Here is a 16,139-nt window from a genome sequence, read left to right as displayed (position 1 = left end):
CTTGCGCTTGCCTATACGGCCAATGCGCCGCAGGGGGGCGCGATAGATAAGAGCGTGAGTGCGATGAACGCATTAGCGTCTGTGGTTCAGGGGGAGCCGGTTCCGTACCGGCCGACTGACGACGAACCGTTCATGAACGAACGGCAGCTCGCCTATTTCAAGGCCAAGCTCCTGGCGTGGAAGGACGACATCCTCCGCGAATCCAAAGGGACGGTCACCAACCTCAAGGCCGAAACGGAAAATCATCCGGATCTAGTGGACCGCGCCTCGTCGGAATCCGACCGGGCCCTGGAGCTTCGCACCCGCGATCGCCAGCGCAAGCTGATCTCCAAGATCGACGAGGCCCTGCGCCGGATCGAGGACGGCTCCTACGGTTATTGCGAGGATACGGGCGAACCGATCGGCCTGGGCCGTCTGGAAGCCCGTCCGACCGCGACCCTGTCGGTCGAGGCGCAAGAGCGTCACGAACGCCGCGAACGGGTCCACCGCGACGACTGACAGCATCTGATTGGGCGGATCGGCTTGACTTGAAGGGACGGCGGCGCGACCAAGCCGCCTTCCTATCGAGGTCGTTGATCCCCCATGTCCGTCAAGGTTCGTTTCGCCCCGTCGCCCACGGGTAAGCTGCACGTCGGCAATGTCCGCACCGCCCTGGTGAACTGGCTGTTCGCCAAGGGGCAGGGCGGCAGCTTCGTCCTGCGCATCGACGACACCGACCTGGTCCGCTCGACCAAGGAGTCGGAAGACAACATCGAGATCGACCTGAAGTGGCTCGGCCTGACCTGGGACGAGCGCTACAACCAATCCAAGCGGTTCGACCGCTATGAAGAGGCCGCCGCCAAGCTGAAGGCCGCGGGCCGGCTCTACCCCTGCTACGAAACCGCCGACGAACTCGACCGCCGCCGTAAGGTGCAGCTGTCGCGCGGCCTGCCGCCCGTCTATGACCGCGCCGCCCTGTCGCTGACCGAGGCCGAGAAGGCCGCCCTGGAGGCCGAGGGCCGCCGCCCGCACTGGCGCTTCAAGCTGGAAGGCAAGCGCGTCGCCTGGGAAGACCTGGCGCGCGGCCACGCCGAGGTGGACACCGCCTCCATGTCCGACCCGGTGCTGATCCGCGAGGACGGGCTGTTCCTCTACACCCTGCCGTCGGTCGTCGATGACATCGACATGGAGATCACCCACATCATCCGGGGCGAGGATCACGTCACCAACACCGGCGCCCAGATCGAGATCTTCGAGGCGCTGGACGCCAAGGTTCCGGGCTTCGCCCACATGCCGCTGCTGGTCGGCGCCGACGGTTCGGCCCTGTCCAAGCGCCTGGGTTCGCTGGCCATCATCGACATGCGCGCCGACGGCTATGAGCCGATCGCCATCACCAGCCACCTGGGCAAGATCGGCACCTCGGACAATCTGGAGGTGGCGGCGTCGCTGGAGGAACTGGGCGCCGGCTTCGCCTTCTCCAAGATGGGCCGTTCGCCCGCGCGCTATGACACGGCCGACCTGGATCGCCTGAACGCCCAGGCGGTGCACGCCATGGACTACGCCGCCGCCAAGCCGCGCCTGGAGGCCCTGGGGGCCGATCTGGGCGAGGAATTCTGGAACACGGTGAAGGGCAATCTCAACAAGTTCGGCGATGTCGTTGAAATGGCGAAGATCGTCACCGGCCCTGTAACCCCGGTGATCGAGGACGCCGCCTTCGCCGCCGCAGCCCTGGAGCTGCTGCCCGAGACCATCGACGGCGGCGCCTGGTCGGCGTGGACGTCGGCCGTGAAGGACAAGACCGGCGCCAAGGGCAAGGCGCTGTTCATGCCGCTGCGCCTGATCCTGACCGGCCAGGCGCACGGCCCGGACATGGCCGCCATGACGCCGCTGATCGGCCGCGACCGCATCGTGCGTCGTCTGAAGGGCGAGGCGGCGTAAGCTCGTCGTTGCCGCAAAGAACAAGGGCCGCTCTCATGACGAGAGCGGCCCTTTTCGTTTCAGATCGAAATCTGGATCAGCCTGCGTTGCAGGCGGCGATCTCTTCCGCGCTCAGGGCCTGGCCCTTGTAGGAGAAGCTGGTCACCGGACCCAGCTTGGCGACGACGCGGCGGCAGGCGCGGGTCGCGGGCTGGCTGGAGCCGCCCGTGGCGGTGCAGGCGTCGCCTTCGCAGCGCCAGGTCGCGCCGTCGACGATGACGCGGCCGGACGGAGCCTTGGCGGCGTCGGCCAGGACGGCGCTGGTGGCCGGGGCTTCGGCCAGGGCGGGAGCGGCCGCGAACAGGACGGCGGCGACGAGAAGAGCACGCATGGACAGTCTCCGATAAGGGTAGGGCGCACGCCCAGCAGCGCCATAGTCCGTTTTTTTAGGAAACTGTCAATCGGCTTCCAACGTGTGACGGATCGGCGTTACTGACCTACGTTTACTTACCGGCGATCATGTTTCAAGTGAGGCGTCTCCTGCGCCGATTTCATGGCCGCGATGGCCCCCTCGACGGAATCGACGCTGACATAGGCGTCCAGGAAATCGGCGGGCGTCATCCCCTTGTCGACCGTGTGTTCGATCAGGGTGAAGAAGCCGTCCCAGAAGCCGTCCAGATTCAAGAAGATGACCGGTTTGGCGTGCAGGTCGAGGCGTTTCCAGGACAGCAGCTCCACCACTTCCTCCAGGGTGCCGACGCCGCCGGGCGCGACGACGAAGACGTCGGATTCGTCGTACATGAGCTGTTTGCGCTCGTGCATGGAGGTGACGACGATGGTCTCCACGTCGTCGAACAGGCGTTCACGGCTGCGCAGGAAGGCGGGCATGATGCCGACGACACGGCCGCCCGCCGCATGGGCCGCCCGGGCCGAGGCGCCCATCAGGCCGACCCCGCCGCCGCCATAGACGAATCGCCATCCCGCCTCGGCCACGGCCTGGCCGAACTCCGCCGCCGCCTGGATGTAGCGGGGGTCCGTGCCGTCGGACGAACCGCAGAACAGGCAGACGGATCGGCCTTCGAAAGGGGCGATGTTGACGGAGGGCAGGGACATGGGACCTTGGGGATCTCTGGCGGCGAAGGAAGACAGACGGACCGTGGCCGTCTATCTGGACAGACAGCCATATAGCGATGCGGAACAGGATGAAACGAAGGATCGGTCTGCTGATGAGTTTGTGCCTGGTGCTGGGCCCGGCGCTCTCGGCTTGCCGAGCGCCCAGTCGGCCTGACGCAGGGCCGGAGCCGGCCCAGGCCGAGGACGGCGTCTGGATGGCCACGCCGCGCATCGCCAGCGTGGTTCCTAAAGCGGCGGGCGGCGCCTTGGTGCGCGGCGAGGCCGCCCCCGGCGCCCGGGTTATCCTGAGCGGCGGGGACGGCGCCGCCATGGCGGCGGGCGCCGATTCGCGCGGACTCTTTGAACTTCACATCGGCGCCGCGGCGCTCGGTCAGGTGCTGACGCCGGAAATCCAGATCGGCCAGTCGACCACGCCGGGGCCGCAGCGGCTGCTGCTGGCCGGAGAAGGCGGGGAACTGGCTGCGCTGTTGATCGACGGCGAGCCGAGCCTGCGACTGACGCCAGGGCCCGCGCTGGACGCCGTGGACGGAGACGGGCGGGGGCTGACCGCCTCGGGACGGGCCGCGCCTGGGGAGCGTGTCGCGGTGCGCGCCGGAAGCGATGTCGTCCACGCCGTGACGGACGCGAGGGGGCGCTGGATTGCCGTGGTTCCGGGCGTAGGCGACATTTCGGTCGAGATCGGCGTCGGGGGGCGTGCTTTCCGATATCCGGGACCCGGCGCCCCCGCCGACCGAGCCGAACGTGCGGGCGGGGGCTGGCGGGTCACGCGCGTCTTGTCCGGCGCGGCGCGCCAGACCAGCTGGTTCCCGGATGAAAACGCCTGATCTCGGATTAGCGTTAATGGCGCGTTAACCAAACCAGTTGATCAACGGAGCGTCTTCTTTCTTCGAGGACACCCACCATCACCGAATGACTTCAGCCCGGCGCCACTGCGCCGGGCATTTTTTCTTGGACAGCGGCCTCAGCGGGCGGTGTAGCCGCCGTCGATGACGAGCTCGGAGCCCGTGACGAATTTCGCCTCGTCGGACGCGAGATAGACCGCGCCCCAGGCGATGTCGTCTGGATCGCCCATATGGCCCAGCGGGTGCAGCGCCGCCGCCGCTTCTCGCGCCGCTTCGGGATCGGCCTGGCGCGCCAGGTGGCGCTCCACCATGGGGGTCCAGATGAAGCCGGGATGGATGGAGTTCACCCGGATGCGGTCCGACGCGTAGAGCAGGGCGTCGGTCTTGGTCATCAGCCGGACGGCGCCCTTGGACGCGTGATAGGGCGGCACGTCCGCGCCTCCGATCAACCCGTATATCGAGGACAGATTGATGATTGACCCGCCGCCGGCCCGCCGCAGATGCGGCACGGCGTGTTTGACGCCGAAAAAGACGCCCTTGACGTTGACGGCCTGAACCCAGTCCCACTCAGCTTCGGTGACCTCGTGCGTGGGTTTGTCGACGCCCGAGACGCCTGCATTGTTCACCAGAATGTCGAGCCGCCCGAAGCGGGCGACCGCAGCCGCCATGGCCGCCTCGACCGAGCGCTCGCTGGACACGTCGCAGGCCCAGCCTTCGCACTCGAGGCCGCGGCTGGCCAACTCGACCGCGGCCGCGCGCGCCTCATCCTCGAGCAGGTCGAGAAGCGCAACCGATGCGCCCTCTTCGGCCATTCGCGCGGCGATCGCGTGGCCCAGGCCCATGGCGGCTCCGGTCACGACGGCGACCTTGTGTTTCAGGCGTTGCATGGCGGTATCCTGTTTCGATCCTCCCCGCCCGAAACCGCCTTCTGCCATGAGCGTTCCCGGCGATAGCGGGGCGGGTCCGACCACACCCTCGCCTGAGAGGGGTAGAAGCGCACCGCGCAGGCGAAGGCGAGCCAGGCTCGGGGCCTGAGACGTATAGCGATCGTTCGGCCGTTCTGGGCCAGCGGCGAGGCTCCGCGGAAAAACGGGCCGGCCAGCCCCGGATCCAGCCCCGCCGCCTTGATGTCCGCCTCGCCGGCGCCGGCTAGGCCGAACCCGACCATGACAGCCAGGCCCAGGGCGTAGGAAACCGCGACGAAGAGGGTGGTCGTCGCGGAAGGCAGAAGCGGCAGGGGCCCGATCGCCTGTAGGCCCAGGAGCGGGCGAAGGCGGCGACCACGACGTTGGCCCCGAGGCTGTGGGTGATCGACGGAACCGACCAACGCCGTGCGCAATGGAGGCGCCGCTCCAGTTCAGGCCCAGCCATTCGAGAAGGCCGAGCAGCAGGAAGCCGATGATGCAGAAGCCCACGGCTGCGCCTACCCTGAGGCCGTCCCAGCGCTCGGCCTGCGCCAGGAGCGCCTCCAGATTCAGGTCGCGATACTGGAGCCACAGCACGATCAAGGCGCCGGTGATCAGGCCGATGCCGATCAGCCGATGAGCAATCACGACGACGGAGCGCATGCGGCTGGTCGTCGGTCCGAAGGGCTTCATGACGGCCCGGCAGGGATCACGGCCAGCGCCGCCGGGATGCGCCTGCCGCCCCAGCGGCCGTGACGGACTTCGCCGTCGTGCGCATGGGAAGGACTCCAGGACGATTGACGGCGATCAGCGGGGGCGCACGATCTGGCCGGACAGGGCCGCCATCAGGCTGCGCGCATCGAAGGCACGAGGATCGTTCGCCGGCTTGGCGCCATGTCCCATGACGATTTCGGCGGACGCCTCGTATTGGGTGGCCTGCGCGACGTCGAAGAAGGGGTCTGAATACCACGGATCCCAGGTGCGCCAGGCGCCGAGGCCGTTATTGTAGCGCCATCGCGGCCCCCACATCGGACCCCATGGGCGGGCGATGGGATAGTTGTAAATTTCCGACGTGGCGTCGGTGCTGCGCTGGGCGGCGGCGTCCGGTTCAGCCCGGCATGGCGGCCGAACGCCGCGGCGACCGGATGCGTCCGAACAGGCGTTTCAGGCGCTGGTGAAGGTGATTGTTCGACATTTTGCGGTTCATCGCCTCGGCGTCCCGCAACCAGGTGACCTGGACCACGCGGCGCTCGCCCGCGAAAGGCAGGTGGCCGTGCCAGGACTTCTCGGAGCGCGTAAAGGCGAAGGCCGTCCCGTTCAGCGGCGGCACCTCGAGGGCGTAGGGCTCGAAATTCTTGCCGTCATAGAGGACCCGCAGACACCCGCCGGACGTGTCGCCCCAATCTTCGTTGAGATAGAGCAGCATGGTCATCACCTTGCGCTCGGAGTCGGTGTGAATATGGCCCTCCTTGGCCTGTGACCAGCGACGCACCGTCACCAGGCGTGGAAAGGCATGCATGTCCCGCCCGAACTTCTTCGACAGCCGTTCGGTCAGCTCCGGCCCCTTCAATTCCTCGATCAAGGCGGCGAAGGCCGGCGAAAGGGTGTCAGACTCCAGGGTCACGAACCCCGATACATTGATGTCGGGATAGTCGGCCGCCAGCCGTTCGGCAGCGCCCGGCGTCAGGAAGCTGGGGATCAGAAGATGCTGGTAGGGCTCGTTCGAAGCCAGGGCCTCGTCCAGCGCGCCCAGGTCGAGAAAGGGAGCTGAAGGCGCCCGGGTCTCGTGGAAATCGGCTTGAGCGGACAATGCGAAGGTCCTCCGGTTAGGCGCCTACGGCGTGAATCACGGAACTCCGTTATCGAGCGAGCGCTCCCGTCGGCCATTTGTCAATGCGCAACGGCGGGAGGCCGGAAGGGCCTGGCTGGCGACCGTCAGTCCAGCGTCGTGCGGGAGCGGGCCAGGGCCAGGCCGGAAATAATCAGGACGAACAACCCCAGGGCCAGAAGATTGGACCCCATGTCGGACAGAATCTGCTGCTTGAGCAGGGCGCCGCGCACGATCCTCAGGAAATGGGTGACGGGCAGGATGTTGCCGATGTGCTGGGCCCACTGCGGCAGGCCGTAGAAGGGAAAGGCGAACCCGGACAGGAAGATCGACGGCATCATGTAGAAGAAGGACATCTGCATGGCCTGAAGCTGGCTCTTGGCCAGGGTCGAGATCAGGTAGCCGAGCGCCAGATTGCCGATGATGAACAGGGCCACGCCGCAGGTCAGCGCGATCCACCCGGCCAAGGTCTGGGCCATGGGGACGTGAAACAGGAAACGCGCCACCGACAGGATGACCGTGGTCTGGATGACGCCGACCAGGACATAGGGCGTGAGCTTGCCGATCATGATCTCGATCGGCGTGGCCGGGGTCGAGAGCAGGGCCTCCATCGTGCCGCGCTCGCGTTCGCGGGTGACGGCCATGGCGGTCATCATCACCAGGGTCATCGACAGGATGGTTCCCAGAAGGCCCGGGACGATGTTGTAGGCGGTGAGGTTCTCGGGATTGTAGAGGCGGTGGACCACGACCTCGAAAGGCGGGGCGGGCGACGGCCGCGCGGCTGCGCCGACCAGTTGCCGGTCAAGTGCGCTGTCGGGCAGGGCGGCGACGGCTCCCAGCGCGCCGGCGGCGGACACGGGATCCGAGGCGTCCACCTCGGCCAGAACCTGCGCCTTGTCGCCTCTCAGCACCCGTTCGGTGAAATCCGGCGGGATGGTCAGTCCCAGCATCACCTGGCCGCGTCGCAGCAGGTCGTCCATCTCGCCTTCGGAGCGGGGAAGGTAGCGCACGTCGACGTAGCTGGTCCTTTCCATCGCCGCGATGACGGAACCGGCCATGGCGCTGTGGTCGCTGGAGAAGACGGCCGCCGGCAGGTGCCGCGGGTCCGTGTTGATTGCGTAGCCGAACAGCAGCAACTGCACGAGCGGCATCATCAGGATCATGGCGTAGGTGATCCGGTCCCGGCTGAGCTGGGTGAACTCCTTGGACAGGACAGCGTAGATTCTGAGCAGGGCGCCGGTCATGACAAGCGCGGGTCCTCAGTCCGGTCTTCAGGCCTCTCATTGCGGGGATCGCCCATCAACTGGATGAAGACGTCCTCCAGCGAGGGCGCGACCTCGGTCCATCGGTAGGGTGGCTGTCGGTAGGGCTGGATGGCCTTCTCCAGCGCGGCGCGGTCCAGGCCGCTGACGTGGACGGCGGCGCCGAAGGCGGAGGCGCTGATCACGCCCGCCTGGGTCGAGAGCTTGTGCGCCAGCCGATCGATGTCGGGACCTTCGCCGTTGAAGGTGATGAGGCGCGATGCGTCGACGATCTGCCGGCCGGTTCCACGCGCGATCAGCTCGCCGTGCAGGATGTAGCCGATGTCATGGCATCGCTCGGCCTCGTCCATGTAGTGGGTCGAGACCAGGACGGTGAGGCCGGCGGCGGCCAGTTCGTGGATCTCGTCCCAGAACTCGCGGCGCGCCTTGGGGTCGACCCCGGCGGTCGGCTCGTCCAGAAGCAGCAGGCGCGGTTCGTGCAGGGTGGCCGCAGCCAGGGCCAGCCGTTGCTTCCAGCCGCCCGACAAGGCCCCCGCCAGCTGATGGCGTCGATCCGCCAGACCCAGCCGCGCAAGCGCGCGATCCACCCGGCCGGCCCGGTCGTCCAGGCCATAGACCCGGGCCACGAAGGTCAGGTTTTCGCTGATCGTCATGTCGTCATAAAGCGAGAACCGCTGCGTCATATAGCCGGTCTGCCGCTTGATCCCGGCGCTTTCCGTGCGGAAGTTCAGCCCCAGCACCTCGCCCTCGCCGCTGTCCGGCGTCAGCAGGCCGCATAGCAGACGCAGGGTCGTCGTCTTGCCCGAGCCGTTGGGACCCAGGAAGCCGGTGATCCGTCCTTCGTCGACGGCGATGGTCACGTCGCGCACCACATGCTTGTCGCCGAACGACTTGTTCAGGCCCCTGACGTCGATGGCGCGGGTCATCGGGCGCCGCGCTCGGGCAGGCTCTCGGGCCTGACGTCGATGGGCTGGCCGGGGGTCAGGCTGCGTGGCGCCGACGGCGTCGCCTCGACGAGGAAGACCAACTTGTCGCGAGTGGCCAGGCTGTAGATGATCGGCGGGGTGTATTCCGGTCGGCTCGAGATGTAGTTCACCCGCGCCTTCATGCCGGAGGCGCAGCCGTCGCAGCCCACGGCGACCAGAGTTCCGGGGCGATAGGCGTTCACCAGGGCCTGCGGCACATAGAAGCGCACCTTGACCTGGGCGTCGGGGACTAGGCTGACGACCGGCGCATTGGCCGCGACCCATTCGCCGGCCTGATACATCACGTCCTCCACCCGCGCGGCCACCGGAGCGACGGGCGAGAGCTGGCTGAGCTGGCGGCGGGCGTCGACGACCGCGGCGCGACTGCCCTGGATTCCGGCCTGGCTGGCGGCGATGCGGGCGGTCGCGGCGGCCACATCGGTGCGGGCGGCGTCGCGTTGCCTTCGGGCGCTGGCGGCGGCGGCGCGCGCCTGATCGATCTGCTGGCCGGAGACGGAGCCCGACTTCTCGTGCTCGGCGGTGAGGAAGCGGGCCAGGTCGGAGGCCGTGCGCCCGACTTCGACCTCGGCGGCGGCCAGGGCGGCGCGGGCCCGGTCCAGGGCGGCGGCGTCGGACGCGAGCTGGGCCCGGCCCTGGTCGACCTGGGCGGCGGCCTGATCGGCGCGGGCGCCCAGCGAGGTCGGGTCGATGCGGAAGAGGGGCGCGCCCGCTTCTACCCTTTGGCCGCGCACGACGGCCAGATTGTCGATCGTGCCCGCGACGGGCGCGGACATATAGAGGTTTTGAGCGACGACGTAGCCCGTGAAGACAGGCGCCTCTTCCTGGCGGCGGCTGATGATTCCCCAGGCCAGGAGGGCGAAGGCCGCCATGCCGACGATCAGGGTGATGATAAGCGCGCGGCGTGAGAGGCGTCTGGAGCGGTTCACGGCATCGGGCACCTAGGTCCCTCCAGAAACAGCGACGCGGCGCTCGTCCCAACCGCCGCCCAGAGCCTTGTAAAGCGCCACCACGGCCTGATCGGTTGCCGCCTGGGCCTGGACCAGAGCGTCGGAAGCGTCCAGCAGCGAGGCCCGCGCCGCCAGAAGGTCGAGTCCGGTCGCCAGTCCGGCCGTGTTCTGGGCCTGGATGGCCGCCAACTGGTCGCGGGCGGCGGCCTCTGCGGCCTGAAGGCGGGCCTTGCGCGCGCGCTCGGCCTCCAGGCGGCTGAGGGCGTCCTCCACGTCTTTCAGGGCAGTCAGCACGGCCGCCTGATAGGCCAGCAAGGCGGCCTGGGCCTGGGTCCGCCGCAGATCCACGGTCGCACGGCGTCGGCCGCCGTCCAGCAGGGGCAGGGTCAGGCCTGCGCCCGCCGAGGTCTGAAGGCTGTCCCCCGAAATCAGTTTGGCGAGTGATCCCGAGACCAGGCTGACGGCGCCTGTCAGGCTGATGGAGGGATAGAGGTCAGCCACGGCGACGCCGATATCGGCGGTCGCGGCCGCCAGGTCACGCTCGGCGGCGCGCAGGTCCGGCCGTCGCCTCAGCAGGTCCGAGGGCAAGCCGACGGGGATGGCGTCGGGGGTTCCGGTGGCGACCGGCGCGGCGGCAAGTTCCGCGCTCAGCGCCAGCGGCGGGCGTCCCAGAAGGCCAGCCAGGGCGTGCGCCCGGGCGGCGCGCTCGGCGATCAGATCCTGCCGCGCGGCGTCGACCGCGGCCAGGTCGCGTTCCGCGCGACGTTCATCCAGGATCGTCGTCAGGCCATGGCGGCGGCGAACCTGGCTGTAGGTCAGGGCCTCGGCGCGCACCGCCTTGAGCTGGGCGTTGACGTCGATGCGTCGGTTGAGGGCCCGATAATCCAGATAGCTGCGAGCGACCTCGGCGGTCAGGATGATTTCAGCGTCGCGCGCGGTCCAGGCCGCGGCATCGACCCGCGCCTGCGCCGCCTGGACCGCGCGCCGGTTCGCGCCGGCAAGGTCCAGCTCCCAGGAGGCGTCGAAGCCGACTTGGTAAGTGGCGAAGGTCGTTCCCGGCGCGCCGGTGGGGACGGAGCCGGGCGCGCCCCCACCACCGAGCAGGGGGGCGATCGAAGTGGTTTCGCTGAGGCGGTTGTCGCTGGCCTGAGCATTCGCCGAAACCTGGGGGGCGGCCGCAGCCCCGACGATCCGCACCTGATGGCGCGCCTCCTCGACCCGCAGCGCGGCCTGGCGCAGGTCCAGGTTGGCGGCTCGCGCCTCGGCGACCAGTTGATCCAGCAGGGGGTCGCCGAAACCCCGCCACCACGCGGCGTCGGACTGGACGGCGGAGGGGGCCTGGGAAAAGGCTTCGGGAACCTGCATCCGAGGCTCTTGAGAGTCCGGTCCGGCCACGCAGGCCGAGAGCCAAACCGCCAGCGCCGGCGCCATGCGGCGCAAGATCAGATCCAGGCCCCAGCGTCGGCGCGTCGCCCTCGCCATTCCGTTCGCCCTCCGCCTGCGCCGCCTGTCGATCCTGGATCGGCGCCTCCGTTACCGAACGGCGCCTGAGCGAAGATAACGTCGTTCATCTCAAAGGGTCGCATCGCAGCGCTTTCAGTTCGGGAAGGCGCCGGCGAACCGATGGCAACGGGCCGCGGAGGCCGGGCCTTCGGCGTTGTTGCAAAATCGCGGATAGGCGAGGCTAGATCGAGGCGATGCGCAGGAACGATCTGATCGCGGGGGTGTCCGTCGCCGGCCTGATGCTGCCGGAGGCTGTAGCCTACGCGGGGATCGCGGGGCTTGAACCCCAGCACGCCGTCTTCGCCGCCGTGGCGGGCTGCCTCGGCTATGCGGCCGCAGGTCGAAGCCGCTTCGCGATCGTGTCGCCCACGTCGTCATCGGCGGCGATCCTGGCGGCCACCCTGGCGGTCGTGCCGGGCGACGCCGGCGACAAGGCCGCGCTGGCGGCGATCATCGTCGCCTTGATAGGGGGCCTGTTTCTGGTCGCCTTTATCGCGCGCCTGGGCGGGCTGGCGGGTTTCATTTCGCGCCCCGTGCTGCGGGGGTTCGCCTTTGGCCTGGCCGTCACCATCATCATCCGCCAGCTTCCGATCCTGGTTGGCGCGCCGGTCCAGGCGCCGGACATCTTCCGTCTGGCGGCGGGTCTGGCGGCGGCTGCGCCGGCCTGGAACCTGATCAGCCTCGCCTTGGGGCTGGCCGCCCTGGCTTGCCTGTTGGGGTTGAGGCGGCGTCCCGGCTTGCCGGGAGCCTTCCTGGTTCTCGTGGCGAGCGTAGGCGCGTCCCACGTTTTCGGCCTGTCCGAACGGGGCGTCGCCGTCGTGGGGGCGATCAGGATCATGCCGTCATGGCCGAACTGGCCCGCCATGGGATGGGGCGACTTCTCACGCCTGGCCCCGTGGGCCTTGCCTTTGGTCATGATCCTGTTCGCGGAATCCTGGGGCACGATCCGCACCCTGGCCCTGCGGCACGGGGACGAGGTCGCCGCCAATCGTGAACTCGGCGGCCTGGGGGTCGCCAATCTGGCCAGCGCCTTGGTTCAGGGAATGCCCGTCGGCGCGGGTTTTTCAGTCGGTGCGGCCAGCGAAGCCGCGGGAGCCGCCACCCGTGCGACCGCCGTCGTTGCGGCGCTGGGCCTGGCCGCCCTGGTGGCCTGGGGCGCCCCTCTGATCGCCTATCTCCCGCAGACGGTGTTGGCCGCCGTCGTCATCGCGGCGCTCGCGCCCTCGCTCAATCCCGCACCCCTTCTGCGTCTGTGGCGCCTGGATCGGGATCAATATGTGGCGATGGGCGCCGCTGGCGGCGTGCTGGCGCTGGGCGTCTTGGATGGGATGCTGCTGGCGATCGGCTTGTCGTTCCTGGCACTGGTCAGCCGCCTCGCCACGCCCCGCGTCGCGCTTCTCGGGCGACTGGGCGACAGCCACGACTACGTGGACATGGCCCGACACCCCGAAGCCGTCGCGCCGGATCGCATCGCCATCTGTCGACCGGCGCAGCCGCTGTTCTTCGCCAATGCCGAACGAGTGCTGGCGGTCGTCGCCGCCTATGTGCGCAGCGAACCGGATGCCCGGGCGGTCATCCTGAGCCTGGAGGAAAGCATCGATCTGGACAGCACAGCGCTGGACGCGCTGATCGAGTTCGACGCGGCTATGCGCGCCAAGGGCGTGAAGGTGCGGTTCGCCCGGCTGCACGATCGCGCACGCGACGTGATGGCGGCGTCGGGCGTTCCCGATCTTCAGGCGCGCGCCAGCTATAGCGTCGATGACGCGGTCGTCGCCCTTGAGAAGGAACCGGCGGAGGGCGCGCCCTGAGAGACAACGCTGCTGGCCCCCTTCGCCGCGACAAGGATGACGCGCGCGTATCGGATCAGGTCGACGGGGGCGGTTTGACCACGGTCAAGGCGTTGTACGAATCCGGCGAGGGGCCAGCGCTCGGCGGAATTTGCGGCTGAGGCTCGTCGGACGATTTTCCGCTTGATGGATATCGCCACATCGCCGGTCGCCAGGTCTCAGCCAGGCGGGCCAGCGCGACCCCCCTGATGATATGGAAATCACGACTGGAGGCGAAGGCCACGAGCCCCTGGTCCTTGAAGCGGCTCAGCGCGCGCGAGACCGTCTCCAGCGCAAGGCCGAGGTAGTCGGCCATGTCCTGGCGGCTCATGGGCAGGGTGGTCAGGTCTGATGCGCCGCGACGCGCCATCTCGATCAGAAAACTGGCCACCTTCTCTTCGGCCGAGCGGCGTCCCAGCATGGCCAGGTGGTCGTGGGCGCGCGCCAATTCGCATAGCGCTGTCTCCGCCGCTTCGTCGTCGCCGGTCGTCGATCGCTCCATGGTCGTGACCTGGGTCGTGCACATGGCTTCGGCCGTGAAGCCATGTTCTTCGCCTACCGCCAGCCCGAAACGGTCGCCCGGGAAATAGAACGCGCCCACCTGACGACGCCCATCCTTGGAATGGCGCACGGTGCGGACGGCCCCGGAGACGACGGCGTAGAGCGCTCGGGCCGGATCCCCCTGGGCATAGATCGCCTGGCCAGGAGCGAGCGCCAGAATCGCCCTGGTCGCGCCGGATGAGCGGGGAGGGGGACGGGCGGCCGACCAGGCGGGGACAGGCAAGGGGCTGGACACGGTGAGCAGCGTTCGTTGCGACGGGCGACGCCCCATAATCGCCCCAATGGCCTGGGGGTTCCCAAGCGCTCTGGTTGTCGCGCCGAACTGCGCAACAGACCGATTCCCAGGAACGTGACACGCCGCGCAACGCGACCGATCGAACCCGAATGAAAACTGTAGGGAAGCGGGGGCTGATGAAGGCGGGCCAGGGGCGTTGAGGCCCCCGCCTGGCCCCCCATCAAGTCAGAGGGAAAATGGCTCCGCGGGTAGGATTCGAACCTACGACCAGCCGATTAACAGTCGGCTGCTCTACCACTGAGCTACCGCGGAACATCCCCTCGGGGGAGGCCGGCGTATAGCAGCGCCTTTTCGATTCATGCAACCGGTAAAAGACAGAAATCGCCAAATTTTTTCGCGAAGCCCTGCGCTACAAGGGTCGGCATGACTCCGATCCCTGTTCTTGATCCCGACGACCCGCGCATCGCCGCCTTTCGCGATGTGAAGGAACGCGACCTGACCGGGCGGCAGGGCCTGTTCGTGGCCGAGGGAGAGGTGGTGCTGCGCGTGCTGGCCTCCGAAGCCTCGCGGTCAGCGCCCGTGGCGGTGCTGATCGCCGAGAAGCGGCTGGAGGGGCTTCGGCAGGTCCTGGAGCGGCTGCCGCAGCACGTGCCGGTTCATGTCGCGCCCCAGGCCGTGCTGAACGCCGTGGCGGGCTTTGACCTGCATCGGGGCATTCTGGCGCTGGGGCGCAAGCCCGAGCCGGTCGATGCGGGCGCCTTGCTGGACGGCTTGCCGGAGCGGGCCGTGGTGGTCGCGGCCTGCGGCATCGGCAACCATGACAACATCGGCGGCCTGTTCCGCAACGCGGCCGCCTTCGGCGCAGGGGCCGTGCTGCTGGATCGGACCTGCTGCGATCCCTTCTATCGCAAGGCCATCCGCGTCTCGGTGGGCGCGGTGCTGCGGACCCCCATGGCGACCGGCCTGACCGCCGAGGCCATGGTCGATCTGTTGCAGGGCAGGGAATTCGACGTGCTGGCGCTGACGCCTTCGGCCGAACAGACGCTGGCGGAACTGCAGGCGGGGCGGCGCACGGCTGTCCTGCTCGGCAGCGAAGGGCCGGGGCTGCCGCGCGAGATCATCGCGCGCTGCCGTCCAGTGGGCATCCGCATGGCGGGCGGATTCGATTCGCTGAACGTGGCGGCGACCAGCGCCGTGGCCCTGCATCACCTGACGACGACGGCAAGCGAGGGCTGAAAAGCAAGAAAGCCGCCCCGAAGGGCGGCTTTCTCGGCGTTTAGCGCGATGGAGGCCTGACCGGGAATCGAACCCGGGTGCAAGGATTTGCAGTCCTCTGCGTCACCACTCCGCCATCAGGCCGCGGCCCCTTTATTCGGGGGCCCCGCCATCGCGAGGGCCGTCAGCTATCAGATCGGATTGTCCGCTGCAACGCACGGACCTATAAGCGCGGCACATTTCTTCGCTTAAGCCGACCTGAAGGACCTCGCATCATGGATTTCGCCGCCGCCCGCAAGGTGATGCTGGACACCCAAGTCCGCGTGAATGACGTCACCGACCGTGATCTGCAGGCCGCCATCGGAGCCGTGGAGCGCGAACGATTCTGCGCCGCCGACCGCGCCTTCTCGGCCTATGCCGACGTCGAACCCGAGATCGCGGGCGAGCGTCGCCTGATGCTGCCGCGCGATGTGGCCAAGCTGCTGCAGGGCGTGGACGCCCGCGCCGGCGAGACCGCCCTGGCCGTGGCCGGCCCCTACGCCGCCGCCGTCTTGGCGCGCCTGGGTCTGAAGGTGACGGCGCAGGAATCGGACGCGGCCGTGTTCGAGGTGGCGGGCGCTGCCCTGGCCGAGGCCGGCGTCGAAACCGTGGTTGCGCCGCTGACGCAGCCCCAGGGCGAAGGTTACGACCTCATCGTCAGCGAGGGCGCGGTGACCGAGCGTCCCGAGGCCTGGCTGACGGCCCTGCGTCCTGGCGGCCGCCTGGCCGTGGTGGAGCGCAAGGGCGCCAGCGGCACGGCGGTCCTCTATGTGCGGGGACGCGAGGGCGTGTCGCGTCGCGAACTGTTCGACGCGGCCCCCGATCTGCTGACGGAAATGGTCCCGGCCCCGGCGTTTGCGCTTTAAGCCTTTGCCCGGCGACGGAAGCGGCGCCGTGCTGCGTGAAAAAAACTTAACTGGCGTCTGGCGAAGCTAGCTTCCAACTATGCCGCTATAAGGC

At 68.5% G+C, this 16,139-nt stretch carries 16 protein-coding genes, 2 tRNA genes and 1 pseudogene; 7 read left to right on the top strand and 12 right to left on the bottom strand.

Annotation, left to right across the window (positions count from 1 at the left end; genetic code table 11):
• Positions 1-63: 63 nt before the first annotated feature.
• Together dksA and gltX are read left to right on the top strand one after the other, a co-directional pair.
• Positions 64-498, top strand: a complete 435-nt coding sequence (gene dksA / locus D8I30_RS12815; RefSeq protein ID WP_121483090.1) for an RNA polymerase-binding protein DksA — start codon at positions 64-66, stop codon at positions 496-498.
• An 84-nt stretch (positions 499-582) separates the two neighbouring features.
• A complete protein-coding gene (gene gltX, locus D8I30_RS12810) occupies positions 583-1,917 on the top strand; it encodes a glutamate--tRNA ligase (protein WP_121483089.1) in 1,335 nt (444 codons plus the stop codon).
• Positions 1,918-1,993: 76 nt separating this feature from the next.
• Here gltX and D8I30_RS12805 read toward each other — a convergent pair whose 3' ends face one another.
• Together D8I30_RS12805 and D8I30_RS12800 are read right to left on the bottom strand one after the other, a co-directional pair.
• A complete protein-coding gene (locus D8I30_RS12805) occupies positions 1,994-2,287 on the bottom strand; it encodes a CC_3452 family protein (protein WP_121483088.1) in 294 nt (97 codons plus the stop codon).
• 116 nt (positions 2,288-2,403) lie between these two features.
• Positions 2,404-3,009 carry a TIGR00730 family Rossman fold protein gene (locus D8I30_RS12800; protein ID WP_121483087.1) on the bottom strand — a complete coding sequence of 202 codons (606 nt, stop codon included), beginning with the start codon at positions 3,007-3,009 and terminating at the stop codon, positions 2,404-2,406.
• 113 nt (positions 3,010-3,122) lie between these two features.
• Between D8I30_RS12800 and D8I30_RS12795 the strand changes: the two genes are divergently transcribed.
• On the top strand, positions 3,123-3,854 hold the full coding sequence (locus D8I30_RS12795) for a hypothetical protein (RefSeq protein WP_240387246.1): 732 nt from the start codon (positions 3,123-3,125) through the stop codon (positions 3,852-3,854).
• A 137-nt stretch (positions 3,855-3,991) separates the two neighbouring features.
• On the opposite strand, the gene D8I30_RS12790 is transcribed toward D8I30_RS12795, so the two are convergent.
• Entirely contained in the window at positions 3,992-4,759 is a 768-nt protein-coding gene (locus D8I30_RS12790; protein ID WP_121483085.1) for an SDR family NAD(P)-dependent oxidoreductase, read from the bottom strand.
• Between the two features lie 444 nt (positions 4,760-5,203).
• On the opposite strand from D8I30_RS12790, the gene D8I30_RS12780 reads away from it, so the two are divergent.
• A complete protein-coding gene (locus D8I30_RS12780; protein WP_121483083.1) occupies positions 5,204-5,533 on the top strand; it encodes a hypothetical protein in 330 nt (109 codons plus the stop codon).
• A 51-nt stretch (positions 5,534-5,584) separates the two neighbouring features.
• Here D8I30_RS12780 and D8I30_RS12775 read toward each other — a convergent pair.
• The 6 genes and pseudogenes from D8I30_RS12775 to D8I30_RS12750 form a co-directional block, all read right to left on the bottom strand.
• Positions 5,585-5,860: pseudogene (locus D8I30_RS12775) on the bottom strand (CC0125/CC1285 family lipoprotein); the annotation flags it as partial.
• Positions 5,861-5,885: 25 nt separating this feature from the next.
• Entirely contained in the window at positions 5,886-6,587 is a 702-nt protein-coding gene (locus tag D8I30_RS12770; protein ID WP_121483081.1) for a 2OG-Fe(II) oxygenase, read from the bottom strand.
• Between the two features lie 125 nt (positions 6,588-6,712).
• Positions 6,713-7,849 (bottom strand): ABC transporter permease, encoded by a 1,137-nt coding sequence (locus D8I30_RS12765; RefSeq protein WP_121483080.1) that lies wholly within the window; start codon positions 7,847-7,849, stop codon positions 6,713-6,715.
• Complete coding sequence (locus D8I30_RS12760) at positions 7,846-8,793, bottom strand: ABC transporter ATP-binding protein (RefSeq protein WP_121483535.1); 948 nt, start codon at positions 8,791-8,793, stop codon at positions 7,846-7,848. The genes D8I30_RS12765 and D8I30_RS12760 overlap by 4 nt, the downstream gene beginning before the upstream one ends.
• Positions 8,790-9,791 carry an HlyD family secretion protein gene (locus tag D8I30_RS14975; RefSeq protein ID WP_121483079.1) on the bottom strand — a complete coding sequence of 334 codons (1,002 nt, stop codon included), beginning with the start codon at positions 9,789-9,791 and terminating at the stop codon, positions 8,790-8,792. The genes D8I30_RS12760 and D8I30_RS14975 overlap by 4 nt, the downstream gene beginning before the upstream one ends.
• The gene (locus tag D8I30_RS12750) at positions 9,792-11,231 is read right to left on the bottom strand and encodes an efflux transporter outer membrane subunit (RefSeq protein WP_276118934.1); all 1,440 of its coding nucleotides are present in this window, start codon (positions 11,229-11,231) and stop codon (positions 9,792-9,794) included.
• A gap of 266 nt (positions 11,232-11,497) precedes the next feature.
• Here D8I30_RS12750 and D8I30_RS12745 point away from each other — a divergent pair, with 266 nt between their 5' ends.
• Positions 11,498-13,111: a SulP family inorganic anion transporter gene (locus D8I30_RS12745; RefSeq protein WP_121483077.1), complete on the top strand. Its 1,614-nt coding sequence runs from the start codon at positions 11,498-11,500 to the stop codon at positions 13,109-13,111.
• Positions 13,112-13,166: 55 nt separating this feature from the next.
• Here D8I30_RS12745 and D8I30_RS12740 read toward each other — a convergent pair whose 3' ends face one another.
• Positions 13,167-13,961 (bottom strand): helix-turn-helix domain-containing protein, encoded by a 795-nt coding sequence (locus D8I30_RS12740; RefSeq protein ID WP_121483076.1) that lies wholly within the window; start codon positions 13,959-13,961, stop codon positions 13,167-13,169.
• A gap of 201 nt (positions 13,962-14,162) precedes the next feature.
• Positions 14,163-14,237 (bottom strand) — tRNA-Asn (locus D8I30_RS12735).
• Positions 14,238-14,348: 111 nt separating this feature from the next.
• On the opposite strand from D8I30_RS12735, the gene D8I30_RS12730 reads away from it, so the two are divergent.
• Positions 14,349-15,161 (top strand): TrmH family RNA methyltransferase, encoded by an 813-nt coding sequence (locus tag D8I30_RS12730; protein WP_121483075.1) that lies wholly within the window; start codon positions 14,349-14,351, stop codon positions 15,159-15,161.
• A 49-nt stretch (positions 15,162-15,210) separates the two neighbouring features.
• On the opposite strand, the gene D8I30_RS12725 is transcribed toward D8I30_RS12730, so the two are convergent.
• Positions 15,211-15,284 (bottom strand) — tRNA-Cys (locus tag D8I30_RS12725).
• Between the two features lie 131 nt (positions 15,285-15,415).
• Here D8I30_RS12725 and D8I30_RS12720 point away from each other — a divergent pair.
• A complete protein-coding gene (locus tag D8I30_RS12720) occupies positions 15,416-16,045 on the top strand; it encodes a protein-L-isoaspartate O-methyltransferase family protein (protein WP_121483074.1) in 630 nt (209 codons plus the stop codon).
• Positions 16,046-16,139: the final 94 nt, after the last annotated feature.

This window comes from Brevundimonas naejangsanensis, from assembly GCF_003627995.1.
In the GTDB taxonomy this organism is placed as follows: domain Bacteria; phylum Pseudomonadota; class Alphaproteobacteria; order Caulobacterales; family Caulobacteraceae; genus Brevundimonas; species Brevundimonas naejangsanensis_B.
Note: the sequence above shows the minus strand (reverse complement) of the source record. Positions and strands in the feature narration are given on the sequence as shown.

Coding starts and splice junctions, on each gene's coding strand:
- D8I30_RS12790 (WP_121483085.1), bottom strand. CDS start 4,759: ATGCAACGCCTGAAACACAAGGTCGCCGTCGTGACCGGAGCCGCCATG.
- D8I30_RS12805 (WP_121483088.1), bottom strand. CDS start 2,287: ATGCGTGCTCTTCTCGTCGCCGCCGTCCTGTTCGCGGCCGCTCCCGCC.
- dksA (WP_121483090.1), top strand. CDS start 64: ATGAACGCATTAGCGTCTGTGGTTCAGGGGGAGCCGGTTCCGTACCGG.
- D8I30_RS12795 (WP_240387246.1), top strand. CDS start 3,123: ATGAGTTTGTGCCTGGTGCTGGGCCCGGCGCTCTCGGCTTGCCGAGCG.
- D8I30_RS12720 (WP_121483074.1), top strand. CDS start 15,416: ATGGATTTCGCCGCCGCCCGCAAGGTGATGCTGGACACCCAAGTCCGC.
- D8I30_RS12740 (WP_121483076.1), bottom strand. CDS start 13,961: ATGGGGCGTCGCCCGTCGCAACGAACGCTGCTCACCGTGTCCAGCCCC.
- D8I30_RS12760 (WP_121483535.1), bottom strand. CDS start 8,793: ATGACCCGCGCCATCGACGTCAGGGGCCTGAACAAGTCGTTCGGCGAC.
- D8I30_RS12800 (WP_121483087.1), bottom strand. CDS start 3,009: ATGTCCCTGCCCTCCGTCAACATCGCCCCTTTCGAAGGCCGATCCGTC.
- D8I30_RS12745 (WP_121483077.1), top strand. CDS start 11,498: ATGCGCAGGAACGATCTGATCGCGGGGGTGTCCGTCGCCGGCCTGATG.
- gltX (WP_121483089.1), top strand. CDS start 583: ATGTCCGTCAAGGTTCGTTTCGCCCCGTCGCCCACGGGTAAGCTGCAC.
- D8I30_RS12750 (WP_276118934.1), bottom strand. CDS start 11,231: ATGGCGCCGGCGCTGGCGGTTTGGCTCTCGGCCTGCGTGGCCGGACCG.
- D8I30_RS12765 (WP_121483080.1), bottom strand. CDS start 7,849: ATGACCGGCGCCCTGCTCAGAATCTACGCTGTCCTGTCCAAGGAGTTC.
- D8I30_RS12730 (WP_121483075.1), top strand. CDS start 14,349: ATGACTCCGATCCCTGTTCTTGATCCCGACGACCCGCGCATCGCCGCC.